The organism is Catenulispora rubra, from assembly GCF_015356825.1.
GTDB lineage: Bacteria > Actinomycetota > Actinomycetes > Streptomycetales > Catenulisporaceae > Catenulispora > Catenulispora rubra.
Window position 1 is genome coordinate 13,014 of record NZ_JAACYW010000095.1, and the last position, 23,561, is coordinate 36,574.

The window sequence follows — 23,561 nt, forward strand, 5'->3', positions numbered from 1 at the left end:
AGCTCCGATGGTAGAACTACTGACGATGAACCCGGCCGACGACGCGATCGCCGTCGTCGGCCTCGGCTGCCGGTTCCCCGGCGGCGTCCGCTCCCTGGACGACTTCGGCGCGGCGCTCACGGCCGGGACCGGCGTCTTCCGCGACGTGCCCGCGACCCGCTGGGACAGCGGTCTCGACGGCAGCCGCGGCGGCTTCCTGGACGAGATCGACCGCTTCGACGCCTCCTACTTCGGCATCGCGCCGCGCGAGGCCGGCGCGATGGACCCGCAGCAGCGGTTGATGCTGGAGGTCGCCTGGGAGGCGATGAGCGACTCCGGCCGCCCCGCCGACGCCTGGCGTGGCACGCGCACCGCGGCCTTCTTCGGCGTCTTCTCCCACGACTACCTGACCCTGCACACCAAGACGCTCGGGCTTGGTGGCGTCGGGCCGCACTACGGCAGCGGCAACGAGTTCAGCTTCGTGGCCGGCCGTCTGGCCTACACCTTCGACCTGCGCGGCCCCATGGCCTCGCTGACCACGGCCTGCTCGTCCTCGCTGCTGGCCGTGCACCTGGCGGGCCAGAGCCTGCGCAGCGGCGAGAGCGACGTCGCGCTGGCCGGCGGCGTCAGCCTGATGCTCACCCCCGAGCTGACCGCCTTCATGAACCAGATCGGCGCGATCTCGCCGACCGGCCGGTGCCGGCCCTTCGCCGCCGACGCCGACGGCATCCTGCGCGGCGACGGCTGCGGCGTGCTGGTGCTCAAGCGGCTCTCCGACGCGCTGGCCGACCACGACCGGGTCTACGCCGTCCTGCGCGCCTCGGCGGCCAACCACGACGGCCGCAGCCTCGGCATCACCGCGCCCAACGGCGCCGCGCAGGCCGAGTTGCTGCGCACCGCCCTCGGCGCCGCCGGGATCGGCCCGTCGGACCTGGACTACGTCGAGGCCCACGGCACCGGGACCCCGCTCGGCGACCAGGTCGAGCTGATGGCGCTGGACGAGGTCTACGGCCGGCCGCGCGACGCGGACCGGCCGGCGCTGTACGTGGGCTCCAACAAGGCAGTGTTCGGACACACCGACGCCGCGGCGGGAATCGCCGGGCTGCTCAAGGGCCTGTACGTCATCAACACGCGCCAGGTGCCCGCGCAGCCCGATCCCGGCCGGCTCACCTCGGCGGTGGCCTGGGACCGGGGCCGGATGGCGGTGCCGATCCAAGCGGTGAGCCTGGAAGCACTGGACCGGCCGGTGCGGATTGCGGTGAGTTCTTCGGGGCTCAGTGGAACGAACGTGCACGTGATCGCCGAAGGGTTCGCGGTTCCGGAGGTCGAGCCCGTCGGTGCTCGGCCGGCCGGTCCCTACGTGCTGCTCGCGTCGGCGTTCCACGAGGCGGGGATGGCCGAGCAGGTCGCCGGCATCGGTGCCAGAGCGACGGCCGATGAAGACGCGCTCGACGATCTCCTCGCCTCGGCTGCTACCCGGCGTACCCATGAGCGGCACCGGTTTGCCGCCGTCGTCACGGAACCGCAGGAACTCGCCGCGGTGCTCGGTGAGGTCGAGGAAGCGCCGGACGGCGTCTACGTCGGCGAGGTCGATCCCGACGACGCCCCCGAGACCGTGTTCGTCTATTCCGGCCAGGGCTCGCAGTGGGCCGGTATGGCTGCGGACCTGTATGAGACCTCGCCGGTGGTGCGCGACGTCCTCGACGAGTGCGACGCGCTGATCCGCCGGGACGTGTCGTGGTCGCTGCTGGACGTGCTGCGCACCTCGGACGGTCGGCTCGAACTCACCGACATCGTCCAGCCCGCGCTGCTCGCGGTGCAGACCGCGGTGACCGGCTGGCTGGCCGAGTCCGGCGTCCGGCCGGTCGCAGTGGTCGGACACAGCGTCGGCGAGATCGCCGCCGCGCACGCGGCCGGCGCGCTGTCCCGTGCCGACGCCGTCCGGCTGGCGGTCCGGCGCGGCCTGATCCTGCAGGAGACGGCGGGTCGCGGCGCCATGCTCGCGGTCCGCGCGGACCGCGCCATGGCCGAGGCGCTGATCGCCGAGGCCGGCCTGCCGGTGGTCGTCGCCGCCGTGAACGGGCCCGGCGCGGTGGTGCTCAGCGGTCCGGTGAAGGCCGTCGAATCGGCTGCGGCGGTGCTCGAGCACCGGGGCCTGCGCTGCAAGGCGCTGGCCGGCGGATACGGGTTCCACAGCCCGGTGGTCGCCGAATGCGGCCCGCGGCTGCGCCAGGCTCTGGCCGAGCTGACCGCCCTCACGCCTTCGGTGCCGATCGTTTCCAGCGTGCTGCCCGACGAGTCCGACGTGCGCTTCGACGCCGCGTACTGGGAGCGCAACCTCACCGACCCCGTGCTCCTGTGGCCGGCCGTGGACCGGCTGCTCGCCGGGGGCGACCGGGCGTTCGTCGAGATCGGCCCGCACCCGACCCTGATCCGTCAGCTCGCTGACGCCGGCCGCCTGCGCGAGCGGCGCGGACCGGCGGTGGCGACGCTGCGCCGGGACGAGCCCGGAGAGCTTTCGCTGCGCAAGACCCTCGCGCAGCTGCACGTCGCCGGCGTCGGGGTGGACTGGACGGCGATCACCGGCCGGCCGGGGCGCTACCGGACTCTGCCCGTGCCTTCCTGGGGCGGCGATTCCTACTGGCTGCCGGGCGTCGATCTCGGCGACCAGGGGAGCGGCCCGGCGACTGGACGGACCGGAGCGACCGGAGCGACCGGAGCGACCGGGACGGCTGGAGCGGCCTCCGAGCCGGTCCGGCTGAGCCTGGTCGACAGTGACGGCCACGTGGTCGGCGAGGTGCTGGCGCACCCGGCCGGCACCGTGGCACCCGACGACGGCGGCGCGCGGGCTACCCCCACGCTTTCGCCCGTGCCCGCCGTCGTCCCGGCTTCGGCCGCTGCGCCGAAGGCCGGCGCGAAGTCCGATCGCGGTCTGGTGCAGCGCGTCGAGGCACACGTCGCGGCGGTCCTCGGATTGCCCGCCGGGCAGATCCTGCCCCGCCGCCGCGGCCTGTTCGACCAGGGCCTCGACTCGCTGACCGCGGTCGAGCTGCGGGACCGGCTGTCGGCCGAGTTCGGCATGGAACTGCCCTCGACGATCGTCTTCGAGAAGCCGACCATCGAGGCGCTGAGCGCGTTCTTCGCCGACGCCGGCGCGCGCGATCAGGCTGGTGTCTCGTCGGTGGCGTCCGGCGGGGCACCCGAGGAGTCCGACGACGCCGTCGCGATCATCGGCATGGCGTGCCGGCTGCCCGGGGCGGACTCGCCCGAGCAGTTCTGGTCGCTGCTGGCCGAGGGCCGCAACGCGGTCCGCGACCTGCCCTCCAGCCGCCGGGCCGACCCGATCTGGGCCGAGGCCGGCGCCGGCGTCCCGACCCGCGGCGGCTACCTCGACGAGATCGAGGGCTTCGACGCCGACTTCTTCCGGGTCTCCCCGCGCGAGGCCAAGGCGCTCGACCCGCAGCACCGCCTGCTGCTCGAAGTCGCCTGGGAGGCGCTCCAGGACGGCGGCCAGAGCGCGGCACGCCTCGAAGGCCAGGCCGCGGGCGTCTACTTCGGCCTCAACACCGCCGACTACCAGCAGCTGCTCACCCGGGACATGGCCGAGGTCAACCACTTCTTCGGGACCGGCACGACCTTCGCCGCGGCGGTCGGGCACCTGTCGTACTTCCTGGGACTGAACGGGCCCTCCATCGCCGTCGACACCGCGTGCTCCTCCTCGCTGACCGCCGTCCACCTGGCGTGCCAGGGACTGCGGCAGGGGGACTGCGGGATCGCGATCGTCGGCGGGGCCAACGTCATCGTCGCGCCGACGGTGTCGGTCTCGATGTCCGCGGCCGGCGCCCTGGCCCCCGACGGACGGTGTAAGACCTTTGACGCCGCGGCCGACGGCTACGGCCGCGGCGAGGGCGCGGCGGCGCTGATCCTGAAGCCGCTGAGCGCCGCGAAGCGCGATGGCGACCGCGTCTACGCGGTGATCCGCGGGACCGCGGTCAACCAGGACGGCGCCAGCGGCGGCATGACCGTGCCCAACGCCTCCGCGCAGGTCGACGTCATCAAGCAGGCGGTCGCGACCGCGGGCTGGGCACCGCGCGACGTCGACTACGTCGAGGCGCACGGCACCGGCACGCCGCTCGGCGACCCGATCGAGGTCCGCGCCCTCGCCGAGGCCCTGGGCCCGGGCCGGGCCGCGGACGAGGCGGTGCTGATCGGCGCGGCCAAGGCCAACATCGGCCACCTGGAGGCCGCGGCCGGCGTCACCGGCCTGCTCAAGGTGGTCCTCGCACTGCACCACGGCGAGCTGCCGCCGCATCTGATGAGCAGCCCGTCGAAGGAGATCGACTGGGACCGGCTCCCGGTCTCGGTGGTGACCGAGCTGCGGCCCTGGCCGCAGCGCGACCGCCCGCGGCGCGCGGGAGTGAGCTCGTTCGGGTTCAGCGGCAGCAACGCGCACGTGGTGGTCGAGCAGGCGCCGGAGGTCGAGCCGGAGCACGAGACGAGCGGCGCGCCGCGTCGGGCGCCTTACGTCCTGATGGTGACGGCCGGCTCCGAGCCGGCGTTGCGTCAGGCGGCGGGACGGCTCGCCGCGCGGTTGCGCGCGGCACCGGACGAGCTCGACGACATCGTCTACACGAGCGCCTACCGCCGTACCTGGCTGGGACACCGGCTCGCCGTCACTGGGACGGATGCCGCGGCCATCGTGGCCACGCTGGAGGCGGCGGCGCGCGGCCATGCTACGCCGGCCGGCCGGATGGCGACGGTTGCCGAAGGCGTCGAGAACACTGTCGGGTTCCGATTCGGTAGTGAGCTGCCCTCTGCGGAGGTGCGAGCGCGCCTCGCAGAGCTGCCGGAGTATGCCAGTGCGCTGAGTTCCGTTGTGGCGCGCGCTACTGAGCTGACCGCCGCGCTGCCAGTCGATGCGGCGTACTTGTTCTGCCACCAGGTTGCGGCGACCCGGTTGTGGGCCACAGTCGGGCTCGTCCCGGACGCGGCGGTCGGCGAGGGCTCCGGCCGGATCGCAGCCGCCTGGGCCGCCGGAGTGCTGGAGCTGGACGAGGCCCTGCGGCTCGCTGCCGTAGACGGTGCGGTCGACAGCTGGGACAGCGACGCCGACGTCTTCGTCGACGTCCTGCCTCAGGATGCTGATGAGATCGCCGCCACCGCGGCCGAGCTCTTCGCCGCCGGTGCCGTCCCCGCCCCGGCTCCCGGCTCGCGCCGACCCGTCAGCCTGCCCGCCTACCCGTGGCAGCGCCGCCGGTTCTGGTACCGCGAGTTCGCCGACACCTCCGGCCTGCCGGACGTCCCCTGGGTCCTGTCTGCGGCCAGCGCCACCGGTCTGCGTGCACGCGCCGCGGCCCTGCGGGACCACACCGCCCGCGAGGCGGACCTCAACCCGCAGAAGGTGGGATCCGCCCTCGCCGCCCTGCCGGGCTCGGCCGAACACCGGGCCGTCGTGCTGGCCAAGGAGTCGGCGGGCTTCGGCGACGGGTTGAGTGCGCTCACGGACGGCAAGAGCACCGCGAGCCTGATTCAGGGCACTGTCACCGACGCCGCGAAGATCGCCCTGGTCTTCCCGGGCCAGGGTGCGCAGTGGCCCGGGATGGCCACCGAACTCATGGCCGCCGAGCCTGCCTTCGCCGACCAGATGCGCGCGTGCGACCAGGCCCTGGCGGAGTTCACGGACTGGTCGCTCGCCGACGTGATCGCCGGCGCGCCGGGAGCGGCGTCGCTGGACCGGGTCGACGTCGTGCAGCCCACGCTCTTCGCGATGATGGTCTCGCTGGCAGAGCTCTGGCGCTCGCGCGGGGTCGTGCCCTCGGCCGTGGTCGGTCACTCGCAGGGCGAGATCGCCGCCGCGTACATCGCCGGCGCGCTGTCGCTGCGGGACGCGGCGCGCGTCGTGGCCCTGCGCAGCGCCGAGCTGACCCGGCTGTCCGGGCAGGGCGGCATGGCCTCCATCGCCCTGGACTCCGAAACGGTCGGCCGCGTGCTGGATCCCTTCACCGGCCGGGTGTCGATCGCCGCGATCAACGGCCCGAGCAGCGTCGTGGTCGCCGGCGACGTGGCAGCCCTGGACGAGTTGGCGGCGATCTGCGACGCCGACGGAGTTCGCTTCCGGCGCGTAGAGGTGGACTACGCCTCGCACTCGCCGCACGTCGAGCAGATCCGGGAACGGCTCGGACACGTCCTGGCCGGGATCACGCCGCGCCGTTCGACGACGCCGTTCTACTCCTCGGCGACCGGCGGCCTGCTCGACACCGCCGAGCTCGGCCCGGAGTACTGGTATCGCAGCCTCCGCGAGCGCGTGCGGTTCCAGGACGCGGTGAGCGCGCTGCTGGCCGACGGCCACGACCTGTTCATCGAGACGAGCCCGCACCCGGTGCTCACCCCGGCCGTCGAGGAGACGATCGAGCAGACCGGCAGCAATGCCAGAGCGCTGGGCACGCTGCGCCGCAACGATGGCGGCACCGGACGCCTCCTGACCTCCCTGGCCGAGGCCTACACCCGGGGCGCCGACGTGGACTGGCAGCCGGCCTTCGCGCCGGACACCGCCGAGGCCACCGCGATCCCGGACATCGCAGGCCACGAACTCGACGCCTGGCGGTACCGCATCGCCTGGCGGCCCGTTGACGGTCTCGCCGCTGGAAGCGCCGCCGCCGCGCCGACTGGGCCGACTGGGCCGATCGCGCCGACTGGGCTGACCGGAACCTGGCTGATCCTGGCGCCCGACAACGGCCCGGGAGCCGCCGCCGCATCCGACGTGTGCGCGGCGCTTGTCGCGAGGCACGTGGACGCGAAGCTACTTGCCCTCGATCCGACCTGCCACGGCCGGGAGCACATCGCCGACCTGCTTCGGAACGCGACTGCCACAGCGGCCGCCGGAGTGCTCTCCCTGCTGGCGCTGGACGAGCGTCCGCATCAAGAGTTCCCGGACGCCCCGGCCGGCACGGCGGCCACCCTGGCCCTGATCCAGGCCCTCGGCGACCTCGAAGCCGACATCCCGATGTGGTTGGCGACCGCCGGCGCCGTGGCCGTGGCCGACAGTGATCCGGCGTCGCCGACGCAGGCCCAGGTCTGGGGTATGGGACGAGTGGCGGGGTTGGAGTCCCCGCAGCGTTGGGGCGGCCTGATCGACCTGCCGGGCGCGCTCGGCGCGGAGGCCCTGGAGCAGCTGTGCGCGGTGCTCGGCGGCGCCCTGGGCGACGAGGACCAAGTGGCGATCAGGGACGGCGCCGTGCACGTGCGCCGACTGGTCCGCGACCCGGTGACCGACGTCCCGGCCGCGCGGAGCTGGCAGCCCGGCGGCAGCACTCTGATCACCGGCGGTACCGGACGGCTCGGCCGCCGGCTCGCCCGGTGGCTGGCGTCGCGGGGCGCCGGACACCTCATCCTGGTCGGCCGCCGCGGTCCGGACGCGCCGGGCGCGCGCGAGCTCGAGGCCGAACTGGTGCGCGCCGGAGGGGCAGTGACGTTCGCGGCCTGCGACGTCGCGGACCGCGATGCCATGGCGGATGTCCTGCGCGAAGCGCGGGTCGCAGGGAGGCCGGTGCGCAGCGTCATCCACACGGCCGTGTCCCCTGAGCGCGACCCGCTGTCGACGACCACGACAGCCCAACTCGCCAATGCGCTCCATGCCAAGGTCACCGGCGCGCAGGTCCTCGACGACCTGCTCGGCCCGGACGCCGAAGACACCGTCGACGCCTTCGTCCTGTACTCCTCCGTCGCAGGCGTCTGGGGTGCGGGCGACCACGGCGTCTTCGCCGCCGCCGACGCACACCTGGAGGCCCTGGCCACCCAGCGCCGCGCGCGCGGCCTGGCCGGAACCTCCGTCGCGTGGGGTGTCTGGAACCCGTTCGGGGAACAGGACGACGATCCGGAACTGCTGGCGATGCTCGCCGGCCAGTCGCAACGTCAGGGCCTGCCGCTGCTGGATCCGGAGCAGGCGCTGCGCTCCCTGCAGCGGGTGCTCGACCAGGACGAGACCTCTGTCGTGGTCGGCGACGTGGAATGGGACCGGTTCGCGTCGCTGTTCACCTCGATCCGTCCGCAGCCGTTGTTCGATGACATCCCCGAAGCCCGGGCAGCGGCAGGCGGCGACGGCGTGGACGGGGCGACCGCGCTGGGCCGGCTGCTGTCCGGAGTGACCGAGTCCGAACGCGAATGGGCGGTCCTGGACGTGGTCCGGACCGAGGCCGCAGCCGTCCTGGGCTACGACCGCGCCTCGGACGTGGACCCGGACCGGCCCTTCACCGACATGGGCTCGGACTCCGTGACCGCGGTCGAGTTCCGTACCCGGCTGAACGCGGCCACCGGCATGCACCTCCCGGCGTCCATCGCCTTCGACTACCCCACCGCGACCGCCGTCGCCGAGCACCTGCTGGAGCTGGTCCTCGGCGAGTTGGCCGGTCCGGCGGCCGACACCAACGACGGCGGTATCGGATTCGTCGCCGACGACGGTGAGCCGATCGCGATCGTCGGCATGGCCTGCCGGTACCCCGGCGGCGTGGAGTCGCCGGACGAGCTGTGGCGGCTGCTCGTCGAGGGCCGCGACGCCATCGGCGGCCTGCCGGAGAACCGGGAATGGGACCTGGCCGAGCTGTTCGACGCCGATCCCGACCGCTCGGGGACGGCCTACGTTCGCGAGGGCGGATTCCTGGAGGACATAGCCGACTTCGACGCGCAGTTCTTCGCTATCTCCCCGCGTGAAGCCCTGGCCATGGACCCCCGGCAGCGGCTGCTGCTGGAGACCTGCTGGGAGCTGTTCGAGAACGCGGGCATCGCCGCACCGAGCCTGAAGGGCAGCCGTACCGGCGTCTACATCGGCGGCAACCCCACGGACTACGCGTCGGCGGCGATCCAGGTGCCGGACTGGGCCGAGGGCTACGCCGCGACCGGCACCACCGGCAGCGTGATGTCCGGGCGGCTGTCCTACGTGTTCGGACTGGAAGGCCCGGCCCTGACCCTCGACGCCGCCTGTTCCTCCTCTCTGGTCGCGCTGCACCTGGCCTCCCAGGCGCTGCGCTCGGGCGAGTGCACGATGGCCGTGGCCGGCGGCGCGGCGGTGATGGCCAGCCCGAAGGAGCTGACCGAGTTCAGCCGGCTCGGCGCGCTGGCGCCGGACGGACGCTGCAAGGCGTTCGCCGACGCCGCCGACGGCATGGCGCTGGCCGAGGGCGTCGGGCTGTTCCTCGTCGAGCGGCTGTCCGACGCGCGGCGCAACGGCCACTACGTGCACGCCGTGATCCGCGGCTCCGCGGTCAACCAGGACGGCGCGTCGAACGGACTGACCGCGCCGAACGGCCCGTCGCAGCGTCGGGTGATCCAGGCCGCGCTGGCGCGCGCCGGCGTCACCGCGTCCGAGGTGGACGTGGTGGAGGCGCACGGCACCGGCACCTCGCTCGGCGACCCGATCGAGGCGCAGGCCCTGCTGGAGACCTACGGCCAGGGCCGGGATGCGAACCGGCCGGTGCTGCTGGGGTCGATCAAGTCGAACATCGGCCACACCCAGGCCGCCGCGGGCGCGGCTGGCGTGATGAAGCTCGTGCTCTCGATGCAGCACGGCCTGGTGCCCGCGACCCTGCACGTGGACGCGCCGAGCGCCCACGTCGACTGGTCCTCGGGCGCGGTGCGGCTGGCGGTCGAGCAGCAGCAGTGGCCTGAGACGGGTCGTCCGCGCCGGGCTGGCGTGTCCGCGTTCGGGATGAGCGGCACCAATACCCACATCATTCTCGAACAGGCACCGGCGCTGGAAGAGATGCCGGTGCGAGAGCCCGAGGCCCCGACCGCTCCGATTCCTTGGCCGATTTCGGCAGCCACCTCGGAATCGCTGCGTCGGCAGGCCGTCAAGCTGCGCCGGTTGGTTGCGGACGAGACTGCGGACTCCGCAGCGTCGCCGCGCGACATCGGTTGGAGCCTGGCCTCCAGCCGGGCCGCGCTTCAGCATCGCGCGGTCGTCCTCGGGGCCGACCGGGACGACTACGACAGCCTGCTGACCGCGCTCGCCGACGGCGAGCCGGACGCGGCACTGGTCAGCGGCACCGCGCGGAACAAGCCGCGCATCGCTTTCGTCTTCCCCGGCCAGGGCAGTCAGTGGTCTGGTATGGCCGCCGAACTGCTTGACGCGAGCCCGGAGTTCGCTGAGTCCATCCGCGAATGCGAGCAGGCCCTGGCGCCTTACACCGACTGGTCGCTGACCGACGTGCTGCGCCGGGTCGACGGCGCGCCCGGCTTCGAGCGGGTCGATGTCGTGCAGCCCGCGCTGTTCGCGGTGATGGTCTCGCTGGCCCGGCTGTGGCAGCACTACGGAGTCAGCCCGGCGGCGGTCGTCGGTCACTCGCAGGGCGAGATCGCGGCCGCTCACGTGGCCGGCGCGCTGTCGCTGGAGGACGCCGCCAAGATCGTGGCCCTGCGGGCCCAGGCGATCACCCGCCTGACCGGTTCGGCCGGCATGGCGTCGCTGCACGCTGACGAGCAGCAGGTCACCACACTCCTGACCCCGTGGCGCGAGCGTGTCACGATCGCGACCGTCAACAGCCCGACGCAGGTCGTCGTCGCCGGCGACACCGCCGCGCTGGACGAGCTGACCGACGAGTGCGAGCGGCGCGGCATCCGCATCCGCCGCATCGAGGTCAGCTACGCCTCGCACTCGCCGCAGGTCGAGCCGATGCACGAGGACCTGCTGAAGCAGCTCGCTGACATCACGCCGCAGCGCTCGCGGATCCCGTTCTACTCCGCGGTGACCGGGGAGCCGATCGACACCACGGGGCTCGACGCGGAGTACTGGTTCCGCAACCTGCGCGAGCCGGTGCTGTTCACGCACGCCACCCGCAAGCTGCTCGACAACGGCTTCACCACCTTCATCGAGGCGAGCCCGCACTCCGTGCTGACCTCCGCGGTGACCGAGACCGCCATGGCGGTGGAGGGCCTGGCCGAGCCGTTGACGGTGGGCTCGCTGCGGCGTGACGACGGCGGCCTGGCCCGCTTCGTCGCCTCGCTGGCGCAGGCCTGGGTGAACGGCGTGGACCTGGACTGGGCCAAGCTGATCCCCGGCGGTGAGCAGGTCCCGCTCCCCACCTACGCCTTCGACCGGCAGCGGTTCTGGCGCGGCCAGGCGCCCACCGCCGCGGACCCGGCGGCGCTCGGCGTGCAGGCCTCGACCCATCCGCTGCTCGGTGCGGCGGTGGAGCTCGCCGACAGCGACAGCCTGGTGCTCACCGGACGGCTGTCCGCCGGCACCCGGCCCTGGCTGGCCGACCACGGGGTCACCGGGGCGCGGCTGCTGCCCGCGACCGGGTTCGCCGAACTGGCCCTGCGGGCCGGCAGCCAGGCCCGGCACCCCCGGGTCGAGGAGCTGACGCTGGAGGCGCCGCTGTTCCTCAGCGACGCCGAGGCGGTGAGCATCCAGCTGATTGTCGGCCCGCCGAGCGATCCGGGACGCCGTCCGCTGGCCGTCTACACCCGGCCCGAGGCCGGGGACGGCGAGCCCGGCGGCTGGACGCGGCACGCCTCGGCGGTCCTGACCACCGACAGCCTTCCCGCCCCGGCCCGGACCAGCGAATGGCCCCCGGCCGGAGCCGAGCCGGTGTTGCAGGACCCTGACGCCTTCTACACGAAGGCCGAGACCGAAGGCGGGTACGTCTACGGGCCCTCGTTCCGCGGCCTGCGCCAGGCCTGGCAGCACGGCAACGACGTGTACGCCGAGGTGTCGCTGCCCGCCGGGGTCCGCGACGAGGCGGACCGCTACGGCGTGCACCCCGCGCTGCTCGACGCGGCGTTCCAGGCGATGATGCTCGCCCCGGCGATGGGACAGGCCGAGGGCGCGGGTGCGGGCAAGATGGTCCGGCTGCCGTTCAGCCTGACCGGCGTGTCGCTGTTCGCCCCTGGCGCGCGCGACCTGCGGGCGCGGATCTCGCCGATCGGCCCGGACACCGTGTCGATCACCGCGACGGACGAGAACGGCGACCCGGTCCTGGTGATCGAGCGCCTGGTCAGCCGCCAGGTGCCGGCCGAGCAGCTGGCGCTGGCCGCGGCCCCGGCCGACCGGTCGCTGTTCGAGCTGGAGTGGATCGCGCCGCCGGCGCGGCCCACCGGCCAGGTCGCCACGGATTGGGTGCTGCTCGGCGCGGGCTTGTATGGCAACGGCCTGATCGGCGCGGGCGTGCATGGTGCTGACTTGCTCGGTGCTGATCCGTTCGGTCTGATCGCTGGATTGGCGGAGGCCGGAATCTCTCCGCAGAGCTATCCCGATCTCAGTGCTCTGTTGGCCGAAAGTCAGCCGTGCCCGAGCATCGTCGTGCTGCCCGTCAGCTCGGCCGCCGACGCCGCTCTGCCCGGCTCAGCCTTCGCCACGACCGCCGGCGTCCTGCGCGACGTCCAGGCTTGGCTCGCCGACGACCGCACCGCCGACTCCCGGCTGGTCGTCGTCACCGGCGACGCGGTCGCGACCGCACCCGGCGACGGCGCACCGGACCTGACCACCGCTCCCGTCTGGGGCCTGCTCCGCTCGGCGCAGACCGAGAACCCCGGCCGGATCGTCCTGGCCGACCTCGACGGGCCCGACGCCGTCGTCCCGTTGGTGCAGGCGCTGGCCGGCGACGAGCCGCAGCTCGCGATCCGTCGCGGCGTCGCCCTGATTCCGCGCCTGGCACCCCTGGCCACCTCGCGGCACGCGCTGACCGCGCCGCCCGGAGGCCGGTGGCGGCTGGAGCCGGACCCGTCCGGCGTGCTCGACGCCATGGCGCTCAAGCCGTTCCCGGCCAGCCCCGAACCGCTGGCGTCCGGCCAGGTCAGGGTGCGGATGCGGGCGGTTGGCATCGGCTTCCGCGACGTCATGGTGGCGCTCGGGATGGCCCCGGGCGGCGGCGACTTCATCGGCGGCGAGGGCGCGGGCGTCGTCCAGGCGGTCGGCCCCGACGTCATCGGGATGAAGCCTGGCGACCCGGTCCTGGGCATGATCCCGGCGGCCTTCGCCACCGAGGCGGTGACCGACTACCGCTGGCTCGCCCCGATGCCCGAGAGCTGGTCCTTCGAGCAGGCGGCCGCGATCCCCTCGGCGTTCCTGACCGCCTACTACGCCCTCGTCGAGACCGCAGTGCTGAGCGCCGGACAACGGGTCCTGATCCACGCCGGCACCGGCGGCGTCGGTATGGCGGCGATCCAGATCGCCCGCCACCTCGGCGCCGAGGTCTTCGCCACCACCAGCCCGGCCAAGCAGGACGTGCTCCGGGAGCTGGGCCTGGACGACGACCACATCGCGTCCTCCCGCGACGCGGCCTTCGCCGACCAGATGCTCGAAGCCACCGACGGCGCGGGCGTGGACGTGGTCCTGAACTCGCTGGTCGGCGAGCTCGTCGACGCCTCGCTGCGGCTGCTGCCCAAGGGCGGCCGGTTCATCGAGCTGGGCAAGACCGACGTGCGCAGCCCGGAGGAGGTCGCGCAGGACTACCCCGGCGTGCTCTACGAGCAGATCGACCTGGTGCGGGACACCACCCCGGCGGTGATGCGCTCGCTGCTCGACGACGTCGTCCCGCTGCTGGAGCAGGGCACGCTGACCGAGCTGCCGACCCGCGACTGGGACATCCGCGAAGCGCCCGAAGCCTTCCGCTACATGGCCCAGGCCCGGCACGTCGGCAAGCTGGTCCTGACGATCCCGCCGACCCCCGACCCCGCGGGCACGGTGCTGATCACCGGAGGCACCGGAACCCTCGGCGGCCTGGTCGCCAAGCACCTTGCCGGTCCGTGGGGGATGCGCAACATCGTCCTGGCGAGCCGTCGGGGTGCCGAGGCCGAGGGCGTCGGAGAGCTCACCGCTGAGCTCACCGAGCTCGGCGCGGACGTGCGCGTCGCAGCATGCGACGTCGCCGACCGCGCGGCGGTGGCCGGCCTGCTGGCCGACATCCCGGCCGAGCATCCGCTCACCGCGGTGGTCCACCTCGCGGGTGTGCTGGACGACGTGGTGTTCACCGCGCTCACCGAGGACCGGCTGGCCCGGGTCCTGCGCCCCAAGGTCGACGCCGCCGCACACCTCCACGAGCTGACCGACGACCTGCCGCTGGGCATGTTCGTCACGTTCTCCTCGGCCGCCGGCGTGATCGGCAACCCGGGGCAGGCCAACTACTCCGCCGCCAACGTCTTCCTCGACTCGCTCGCCGCCGCCCGGCGCGCTCGCGGGCAGGCCGGAACATCGGTCGCCTGGGGTCTGTGGGCGCCGGACAGCGGGATGACCGGCAAACTCGACGAGCAGGACCGGGAGCGGCTGGCCCGGGCCGGGGCACAGTCCATGTCCGTGCCCGAGGCGCTCGCCATGCTCGACGAGGCGATCGAGTCCGGGCTGCCGATGGTCGTCGGCGCCCACATCGACCGGGGCGCGCTGCGTGCCCAGGCCGAGGCCGGCACGCTCCCGGCCGTGCTGAGCCGGCTGGTGCCGCGCGGCGGCGCCCGTCAGAGCGCTGAGACGAGGTCGGACCAGTCCGCCGGAGGACTCACCGAACTGCTCGCCGGGCTGGCCCCGGCCGAGCGGCGCCAGGCTTTGGTGAACCTGGTCCGCAAGCACGCCGCGGCGGTGCTCGGGCACGGTTCGGTGGCCGCCGTCGACGCCGAACGCGGCTTCCTGGACGTCGGCTTCGACTCCCTGACGGCGGTCGAGCTGCGCAACCGGCTCGCCGCCGCGACCGGCCTGCGGCTGCCCGCGACGCTCATCTTCGACTGCCCGACCCCGACCGCGCTGGCCCAACGCCTCGGCGAACTGTCCGGTCCGGCCGACGAGGTGCCGGACGCGGCGGACGACGGCGGCGAGGACCAGCAGGACCGTGAAGACGAGATCGACGCCGTGGACGACATGGATCTCGGCGAACTCATCCGCGCCGTTCACAGCACCGAGGAGTAAAGGCTTCCATGAGCGCATCGATCGAAGAAATCACCGGCGCCCTGCGGGAATCGGTGAAGGAGACCCGGCGGCTGCGCCGGCGCAACGACGAACTCGAGGCCAAGCTCGGCGAGCCGGTCGCGATCGTCGGCATGGCGTGCCGCTATCCCGGGGGCGTGGTGTCCCCGGAGGGGCTGTGGCAGCTGCTGACCGAGGGCCGCGACGCCATCGACAGCTTCCCGCAGGACCGAGGGTGGGACCTGTCAGAGCTCTTCGACCCGGACCCCGACCACTCGGGCACCTCCTACGTCTCCGAGGGCGGATTCCTGCAGGGAGCCACGGAATTCGACGCGGGCTTCTTCGGGATCTCCGCGCGTGAGGCGCTGTCCATGGACCCGCGGCAGAGACTGCTGCTGGAGACCTGCTGGGAGCTGTTCGAAGACGCCGGTGTCGACGCCGCGACCCTGAAGGGGAGCAAGACAGGGGTCTTCGTCGGCGCCGGTCCCTCGGACTACCCGACCGGCGTGGAGGGATACGTCGTCACCGGGACCACGCCGAGCGTCGTCTCCGGGCGGCTGGCGTACGTGTTCGGGCTGGAGGGCGCGGCCGTCACCGTCGACACGGCGTGCTCGTCGTCGCTGGTGGCGCTGCACCAGGCCGTGCACGCGGTGCGGACCGGCGAGTGCACCATGGCGGTGGCCGGCGGCGCGGCGATGATGTCGAGCCCGAAGGTGTTCATCGAGTTCAGCCGGATGCGGGCGCTGGCCCCGGACGGCCGCTCCAAGGCGTTCGCCGCCGGTGCCGACGGGTTCGGGTTCGCCGAGGGCGTCGGCCTGGTGCTGGTCGAGACCCTGTCGCAGGCGCGGCGGCGCGGGCACGAAGTGCTCGCCGTCATCCGCGGGTCGGCCACGAACCAGGACGGCGCGTCCAGCGGGCTGACCGCCCCGAACGGCCCCTCGCAGCGCCGGGTGATCCAGGCGGCGCTGGCGAGCGCCGGGGTCGCGGCGTCCGAGGTGGACGTGGTGGAGGCGCACGGGACCGGCACCGGGCTCGGCGACCCGCTTGAGGCGCAGGCTCTGCTGGAGACGTACGGCCAGGCGCACGCCGGCGCCGCGCCGATGCTGCTGGGATCGGTGAAGTCGAACATCGGCCACACGCAGGCGGCCGCGGGTGTGGCGAGCGTGATCAAGCTGGTGCTGGCGATGCGGCACGGCGTGGTGCCGGCGACGCTGCACGCGGACGAGCCGAGTCCGCACGTGGACTGGACGTCGGGCGCGGTGCGGCTGGCGGTCCGGGCACAGCAGTGGCCTGAGACGGGTCGTCCGCGCCGGGCCGGGGTTTCGTCCTTTGGTATCAGCGGGACCAATGCTCACCTGATCCTTGAGCAGGCCCCTGAGCCGGAAGCGACAGAAGAGACTGCGCTGGAGTCACAGCAGACTGATACACCGCCTGTCGGCGGTCCTGTGCCCTGGGTCCTGTCGGGGCGGGGAGAGGCCGCGCTGCGTGCGCAGGCCGCGCAGTTGGCCCGGTTCCTTCAGGACCGTCCCGAACTGGAACCGCTCGATGTTGCGAGCGCGTTGATCCGGCGCTCGGCGCTGACCCACCGGGCTGTCGTCCTGGGCGCTGACCGCGCCGAACTGCTTGCCGGGCTGAGCGATCTGGCCGAGGAACGGCCCGGCGCCGGACTGGTCCAGGGCCTGGCGCGCAACCGTCCGGGCGAGGCGGTGCTGGTGTTCCCCGGCCAGGGAACGCAGTGGCGGGGGATGGCCCTCGGGCTGCTCGACGCGTCCCCGGTCTTCCGTGACCGGCTCGCCGAATGCGACGAGGCGGTCGCGGCGGTCACCGGCTGGTCGGTGCGCGACGTGCTGCGCGAGACGCCCGGGGCGCCGGACCTGGACCGGGTGGACGTCGTCCAGCCGGTGTTGTTCGCGGTCATGGTGTCGCTGGCCGAGCTGTGGCGGGAGGCGGGCATCGTGCCGGCCGCGGTGGTCGGGCACTCGCAGGGCGAGATCGCCGCCGCGTGCGTGGCCGGCGCGTTGTCGCTGCGGGATGCGGCGCGCGTGGTCTGCTTGCGCAGCCGTGCGTTGGGGTCGCTGTCGGGGCAGGGTGCGATGGCGTCGTTGGGTGTGGCGCCCGAGGCGGCCGACGCGTTGCTCGCGCGGTGGACGGGCAAGCTGTCGATCGCGGTGGTGAACGGTCCCGGATCGGTGGTCGTGTCCGGCGACATCGACGCGATCGAGGAACTGGTCGCCGAATATCAGGACTCGGAGATCAGGGTTCGGCGTCTCCCGGTCGACTACGCCTCGCATTCCCCGCACGTCGAGCGGATCCGCGAGGAGCTGCTGGCGCAGCTGAAGGGCATCGACGCGGTTGCTTCGCACATCCCCTTCTACTCGGCAGTCACCGGCACGCAGCTGGACACCGCCGGGCTCGACGCGGAGTACTGGTACCGCAACCTGCGTGAGCCTGTGCGCTTCGACGAGGTGACCCGGACCCTGCTCGACCGGGGTTACGGGTTGTTCGTCGAGGCGAGCCCGCATCCGGTGCTGACGGTGGCTTTGCAGGAATCGATCGAGCAGGCGCAGGCCGCGGCGATCGCCGTCGGCACGTTGCATCGCGACCGTGGCGGCCAGGACGACTTCCTCGGTTCGGTGGCGCAGGCTTGGGCCGGCGGCGTGCCGGTCGCTTGGCAGAAGCTGCTGGGTCCGCAGCCGGACCACTTCGTCAGCCTTCCGACGTACGCCTTCCAGCGGAAGCGTTACTGGCAGGAGCCCAAGGCGCCGTCGGGCGATGCGCTCGGCAGGGCGGGGCTGCGTGCCGGTGCGCATCCGCTGCTCGGCGCGGCGGTCGACGTCGCCGGCAGCGAGGCCGTGGTGCTGACCGGCCGTCTCGCGCTGCACGGGCAGCGGTGGCTGGCCGACCACCAGGTCGCGGGCCAGGCGCTGCTGCCCGGGACGGCGTTCGTCGAGCTTGCGCTGCGGGCTGCTACCGAGGCCGGGTGTCAGGGGATTGAGGAGCTGACGCTTCAGGCGCCGCTCATCCTTCCGTCGGCGGGCGCGGTCCGGCTCCAGGTCGTTGCAGGAACGCCGGATGAGCTCGGCAGGCGTCCGGTGACGGTGTATTCGAGGCCTGAGGAAGCCTCGCTTGACGGCGAGTGGACTGCGCACGCTGTTGGTGAATTGACCGGCTCGACCGACATGTCCGAGGAAGGTTTCGGCGACTTCGTGATCTGGCCGCCGGCCGGCGCCGAAGAGCTGCCCACGGACCAGCTCTACGCAGGATTCGCAGAGCACGGATACGGCTTCGGCCCGAGCTTCCAGCTGATCAGCCGGGCCTGGCGGCTCGGCGACGACGTCTACGCCGAGGTCGGGCTGCCCTCCGAGCTGCGCGGCGACGCCGAGCGGTTCGGCGTCCACCCGGCGCTGCTGGACGCGGCCGCGCAGGTGGCCGGGCTGGCCGTGCCGGGGGAGGGGCTCGTGCTGCCGTTTGTGTTCGGCGACGTGGCGCTGGCAACTCCCGGCGCGACCGACCTGCGGGTCCGGGTCCGGCGGATCGGCCCGGACCGGGTCGCGCTGGCCGCCGCGGACCTCGGCGGACGGCCGGTGGTGTCGGTGGGGGCGATCGTGGTGCGGCCGGCCTCGACTTGGCAGCAGCGGGCCGCGACGTCGACCGCGCTGCGCGATGCGCTGTTCCGGCTTACGTGGGTGCCGGTCGCCGCGGTACAGGCAGCCCGACAGAGCTGCGCGGTGCTCGGTAGCGACTACCGCGATCTGGCGGACCTGCGCGCGGCTATCGCGGCGGGCGTGTCGGCGCCGGATCTTGTGGTGTGGACGGTGCCTGAGACCACCGACGACATCGCCGCCTCAGCCCGGACGGTGACCGCCGCCGCGCTGGAGGTCGCTCAGGCATGGCTGGCCGATGACGGCTTCGGCGCGGCGCGGTTGGTCATCCGAACGCAGGGTGCTGTCACTGCGGGAGCCGAAACGGCGAACCTGGCCTCGGCCGCCGTGTGGGGCCTGATCCGCACCGCGCAGACCGAGCACCCGGGCCGATTCGTCCTGGCCGACGACGACGGATCGGGCACCGATTGGTCGGCGGTGGCGGCGTCCGATGAACCCCAGGTAGCCATCCGCTCCGGGGAACTGCTCGCACCGCGCCTGGCCGACGCCGAGAGCGGCGAACGTCTTCTGCCGCCGGCGCGCGCCGCGTCCTGGCGTCTGGAAGCCACCGACGCCCGGACGCTGGAGGGCCTGACGCTGACCGAGTGCCCGGCGCTCGACGCTCCGCTGGGCCCGGACGAGGTGCGGGTCGCCGTGCGTGCCGCCGCGCTGAACTTCCGTGATGTGGTCACCGCGCTGGGGATGATCCCCGGCGAGAAGGAGCTCGGCAGCGAGGGCGCGGGCGTGGTCACCGCGGTCGGCGCGGACGTGACCGACCTGGCGCCCGGAGACCGAGTCCTGGGGTTCTGGACCAACGCGTTCAGCCCGGTGGCCGTGACCGATCACCGGCTGCTCGCCAAGGTCCCCGAGGGCTGGTCCTTCGAGCAGGCCGCGTCGATGCCGGTGGCGTTCCTCACCGCGTACTACGGGCTCTTCGACCTCGGTGGACTGGCCGCCGGACAGTCGGCGCTCATCCACGCCGGGGCCGGTGGCGTCGGTTCGGCGGCGGTGCAGTTGGCGCGGCACCGTGGCGCGCAGGTGTTCGCGACCGCGAGTGAGCGCAAGTGGCCGGTGCTGCGGGACGCAGGGCTCGATGACGCGCACATCGCGTCCAGCCGGACGCTCGACTTCGAGCAGCGTTTCGGCGAGGCGACCGCCGCTGGTGGCATCGATGTGGTGCTGAACTCGCTGGCCGGGGACTTCGTCGACGCCTCGCTGCGGCTGGTGAGGCCGGGCGGGCACTTCATCGAGATGGGGAAGACGGACATCCGCTCCGCCGCCGACGTCGCGGCCGCCCACCCCGGCATCGATTATCAGGCCTTTGACCTGCGCCAGGCCGGACCGGATCGGGTCCGCGAGATGCTGGTCGAAATCCTGGACCTGTTCCGCGCCGGCGCGCTGACGTTGCCGAAGGTGACCACCTGGGACGTCCGCGACGCGGTTGCGGCGTTCCGGTATATGAGCCAGGCGCGGCACGTCGGCAAGATCGTGCTGACCATTCCGGCGGCGCCGGACCCCGAGGGGACGGTGCTCGTCACCGGCGGCACCGGCACGCTGGGCGGCGTCGTCGCGCGGCATCTCGCCGAGCGGGGTGCGCGGCATCTGATGCTGCTGAGCCGGCGCGGGCTTGAGGCGTCCGGTGCGCAGGAGCTTCGGGCCGAGCTGGCTGAGCTGGGTGCCGAGGCGCAGATCGTGGCCTGCGACGTCGCGGACCGCGCGGACCTGGCTCGGGCGCTGGCGTTGGTTCCGGCCGCGCATCCGCTGACCTCGGTGGTACATGCCGCCGGTGTTCTGGACGACGGGGTCCTGTCGTCTCTCACGCCGGAGAAGATCGACGCGGTGATGCGGCCCAAGGTCGACGCCGCACTGCATCTTCATGAGCTCACTGCTGAGGCAGACCTTGCCGAGTTCGTGCTGTTCTCCTCCGGCGCCGGACTGACCGGGGCTCCCGGGCAGGGCAACTACGCGGCGGCGAACGTCTTCCTCGACGCGCTCGCCGGCCACCGGAGGGCCGAGGGCCTGCCGGGGACGTCGATCGCGTGGGGGCTTTGGGCGCAGACCAGCGAGCTGACCGCGGACATGACCGGCTCGCACCGGGCACGCGTCGGCGGGTACTTCGGCGCCTTGTCCACCGAGCAGGCGCTGGCCCTGTTCGACGCCGCGCGCGGCAGCGCCGAACCGGTCCTGCTGGCGGCCCCCGTCCGCGCGGCCCGGCTCCGCTCGCTGGCGCGCGAGGGCTCACTCCCGGCGCTGTGGAGCGGACTGGTCACCGTGCCGACCGCCCGAACGCACTCCGCCTCCGCCGACCCCGCCGCGGACCTGGCGCGCCGCCTGTCCTCGCTGAGCGAGAGCGACCAGCAGGAGTTCCTGCTCAACCTGGTCCGCTCGCACGCCGCCGCCGCACTCGGCGGAGGGGAAGCGGCAGCCATGGACGCCAACAGCCCGTTCCGCGACTTCGGCTTCGACTCCCTCACCGCAGTCGACCTCCGCAACAGGCTGTCGGGCGCGACCGGCTGCCGCTTCCCGGCGACGGTGGTCTTCGACCACCCCACCCCGGCCGAACTCGCCGCCTACGTGCGCACCAAGGTCGTCCCCGAGGCGGGGGCACCCAAGTCACCGCCGGTCCTCGACGAGATCGAGAACCTTGAGAAAACCCTCCTGCGCCTGCGCGACGAGCCGGACCTCCGCGACGGAGTCACCCGACGCCTCCAGGCACTACTGAGCCGATGGAACGAAGCCCAGCCAGCGAGCGGCGAACTGCCCGGCGAGGAGATCGCCGTCGATTCCGCGACCGACGACGAGCTGTTCGCGCTCATCGACGGAGGTGTCACCGGCACCGAGTGACCTGACGCCCCAACAACACACCGGGTCGGCGCGCAGCTGGGATGCGCGCCGGCCCGGTGTGCTTGTGCGGCCAGGGCGAGTCGGGTCCCGGCGAGCGGCGGCGGATGGAGATGTGGCGCCGACCCGATCGCTGCCGGCCAGGCAGTCTGACCTCTGGCGAACAGTGCCGCCGCGCGAATGGCGCGCGAGGCTTGCTGCCCTGGCTGATGCGGCGGCGACCGATGGTGATCTGGCGCCGGCCCGGTTGTTTGTGCGGCCAGGCAGGTTAGCGCCGGTCTGGCATTTTCGAGCCCTGCTTCAGCTCGATCCCGCAGCCGCCGCACCGCAAACCCGCAGCGTGCTCTCCAAACACAGCGACTGAGCCTCCTCCGCACTCAGCTGCCCACCCGCGACCTGCGCCGCAGCCGTGTGGTGCAGCCCCAGGACGGCGGCGGCGAGCCACGTCGCGGGCAGTGCGGCGTCGAACTCGCCGCCTTCCTGCCCGCGCTCGATGATCCGCTCCAGCCTCGGCGGCACGACGTCGTGCGGGTCGTCGCTCGTCGGCCGGGGGACCGAGGACGCGGCGGCGGTGAGCAGCAGCGGGTAGCGGTGCATGAATTCCCAGCCCGCGGCGAGGAAGCGGGCCAGTGCCTCGGCGGGCGGGGCTGTGTCCAGGTCCGCGTCGTCGAGGAGGGCCGCGTATTCGGCGGCCGCCGTCTGCACGACGGTCGCCAGTAGGGCGTCGCGCGAGGGGAAGTGCGCGTAGACGGTCTGGCGGGTGACGCCTGCCGTGGCGGCGATCTCCTCCATGCCGGCGTCGGGCTGGCGGCCGAGGACGACGCGGGCCGCGGTGAGGATCGCGTCGATGTTCTGCCGGGCGTCGGCTCGGCGGCGCCGGGTCGGCGTGCCGGTGCCGGTGCCGGCGCCATTGCTGTTGCCGGCGCCGTTGCTGGTGGTGTCGCGCAGGTCAGCCATCTTCCGAAGGGTATCCCGGGGTGCATAACTTTGACAACGAGTCAGAGATAAGCCGCCAATAACCTTGACAGCGCGTAAGAGATAGAGAACGCTGGCAGCATGCCAACGAAGAACGCTGACGAGGGCCGTCCGGCGATCGAGATGCGTGGCCTGGTCAAGGCCTACGGCGAGAAGCGCGCGCTGGACGGTATCGATCTCACGATCCCGGCCGGCCAGGTGTTCGGCTTCCTCGGCCCCAACGGGGCGGGCAAGACCACCACCATCCGCATCCTGGCCACGCTGACCCGGCCCACCGGCGGCACCGCGCGCGTCCTGGGCCACGACGTGACGACCGAGGCCGACGCCATCCGCGCCCGGATCTCGGTCACCGGCCAGTTCGCCTCCCTGGACGAGGACCTGACCGGGTCCGAGAACCTGCTGATCCTCGGCCGGCTCCAGGGCCTGTCCCGGGCCGCCGGCCGAGCGCGGGCCGACGACCTGCTGGACGCCTTCGACCTGACCGCGGCGGCCGGCCGGCCGGTGCGCGGCTACTCCGGCGGGATGCGCCGCCGGCTCGACATCGCCGCGAGCCTGATCGTGACGCCCGACCTGCTCTTCCTCGACGAGCCGACCACCGGGCTGGACCCGCGCAGCCGCAACCAGGTCTGGGAGCTGGTCCGCCGGATCGCCGCGGCCGGGACCACCGTCCTGCTGACCACCCAGTACCTGGAGGAGGCCGACCAGCTCGCCGAGCAGATCGCGATCATCGACCAGGGCCGGATCGTGGCCCAGGGCACGGCGACGCAGCTCAAGGCGCGCGTCGGCTCCGGCGCGCTGCACCTGCGGCTGCTGGACGGCGGCCGGCGCGCGCTGGCGCAGGAGATCCTGACCAGGGCGCTGGGCGCGACGGTCCACCTCGACCCCGACCCGCTGGCCCTGTCCGCCCTGCTGGGCACGCCGGCCGACCCCACCGACGCCAACCGGCTGGTCGGCCAGGCCCTGGTCCGGCTCGCCGAGGCCGGGGTCGCGGTCGCCGACTTCGCGCTCGGCCAGCCCAGCCTCGACGAGGTCTTCCTCACGCTGACCGGCCACACCGCCGGCCCGGCCGCTGATCAGGCCACTGACTCAACCGCCGACCCGGCGGCTGACTCAACCGCGGCCAACGATGTGACCACCCGGCTTCTGCAGCACGAGTCGGCGCTGGACATCCCGGAGATGGTGCATCAGCTCGCCACGCTTTACGGCGCCGGAATCGAGCCGCAGCAGAACCTGATCGCCAATGC

The 23,561-nt window shown here is 73.2% G+C and carries 3 protein-coding genes and 1 pseudogene; 3 read left to right on the forward strand and 1 reads right to left on the reverse strand.

The genetic code is table 11. The features are described from left to right. Positions 1 to 7 precede the first annotated feature (7 nt). Together GWK61_RS24910 and GWK61_RS24915 are read left to right on the forward strand one after the other, a co-directional pair. Complete coding sequence (locus tag GWK61_RS24910; RefSeq protein WP_194911814.1) at positions 8 to 14,863, forward strand: type I polyketide synthase; 14,856 nt, start codon at positions 8 to 10, stop codon at positions 14,861 to 14,863. Positions 14,864 to 14,871: 8 nt separating this feature from the next. Then, on the forward strand, positions 14,872 to 21,345 hold the full coding sequence (locus GWK61_RS24915; protein ID WP_194911816.1) for a type I polyketide synthase: 6,474 nt from the start codon (positions 14,872 to 14,874) through the stop codon (positions 21,343 to 21,345). 297 nt (positions 21,346 to 21,642) lie between these two features. On the opposite strand, the gene GWK61_RS24920 is transcribed toward GWK61_RS24915, so the two are convergent. Continuing rightward, the gene (locus GWK61_RS24920; protein WP_194911818.1) at positions 21,643 to 22,299 is read right to left on the reverse strand and encodes a TetR/AcrR family transcriptional regulator; all 657 of its coding nucleotides are present in this window, start codon (positions 22,297 to 22,299) and stop codon (positions 21,643 to 21,645) included. A gap of 99 nt (positions 22,300 to 22,398) precedes the next feature. Here GWK61_RS24920 and GWK61_RS24925 point away from each other — a divergent pair. Next, positions 22,399 to 23,394 (forward strand): annotated as a pseudogene (locus tag GWK61_RS24925) (ATP-binding cassette domain-containing protein); the annotation flags it as partial. Positions 23,395 to 23,561 lie beyond the last annotated feature (167 nt).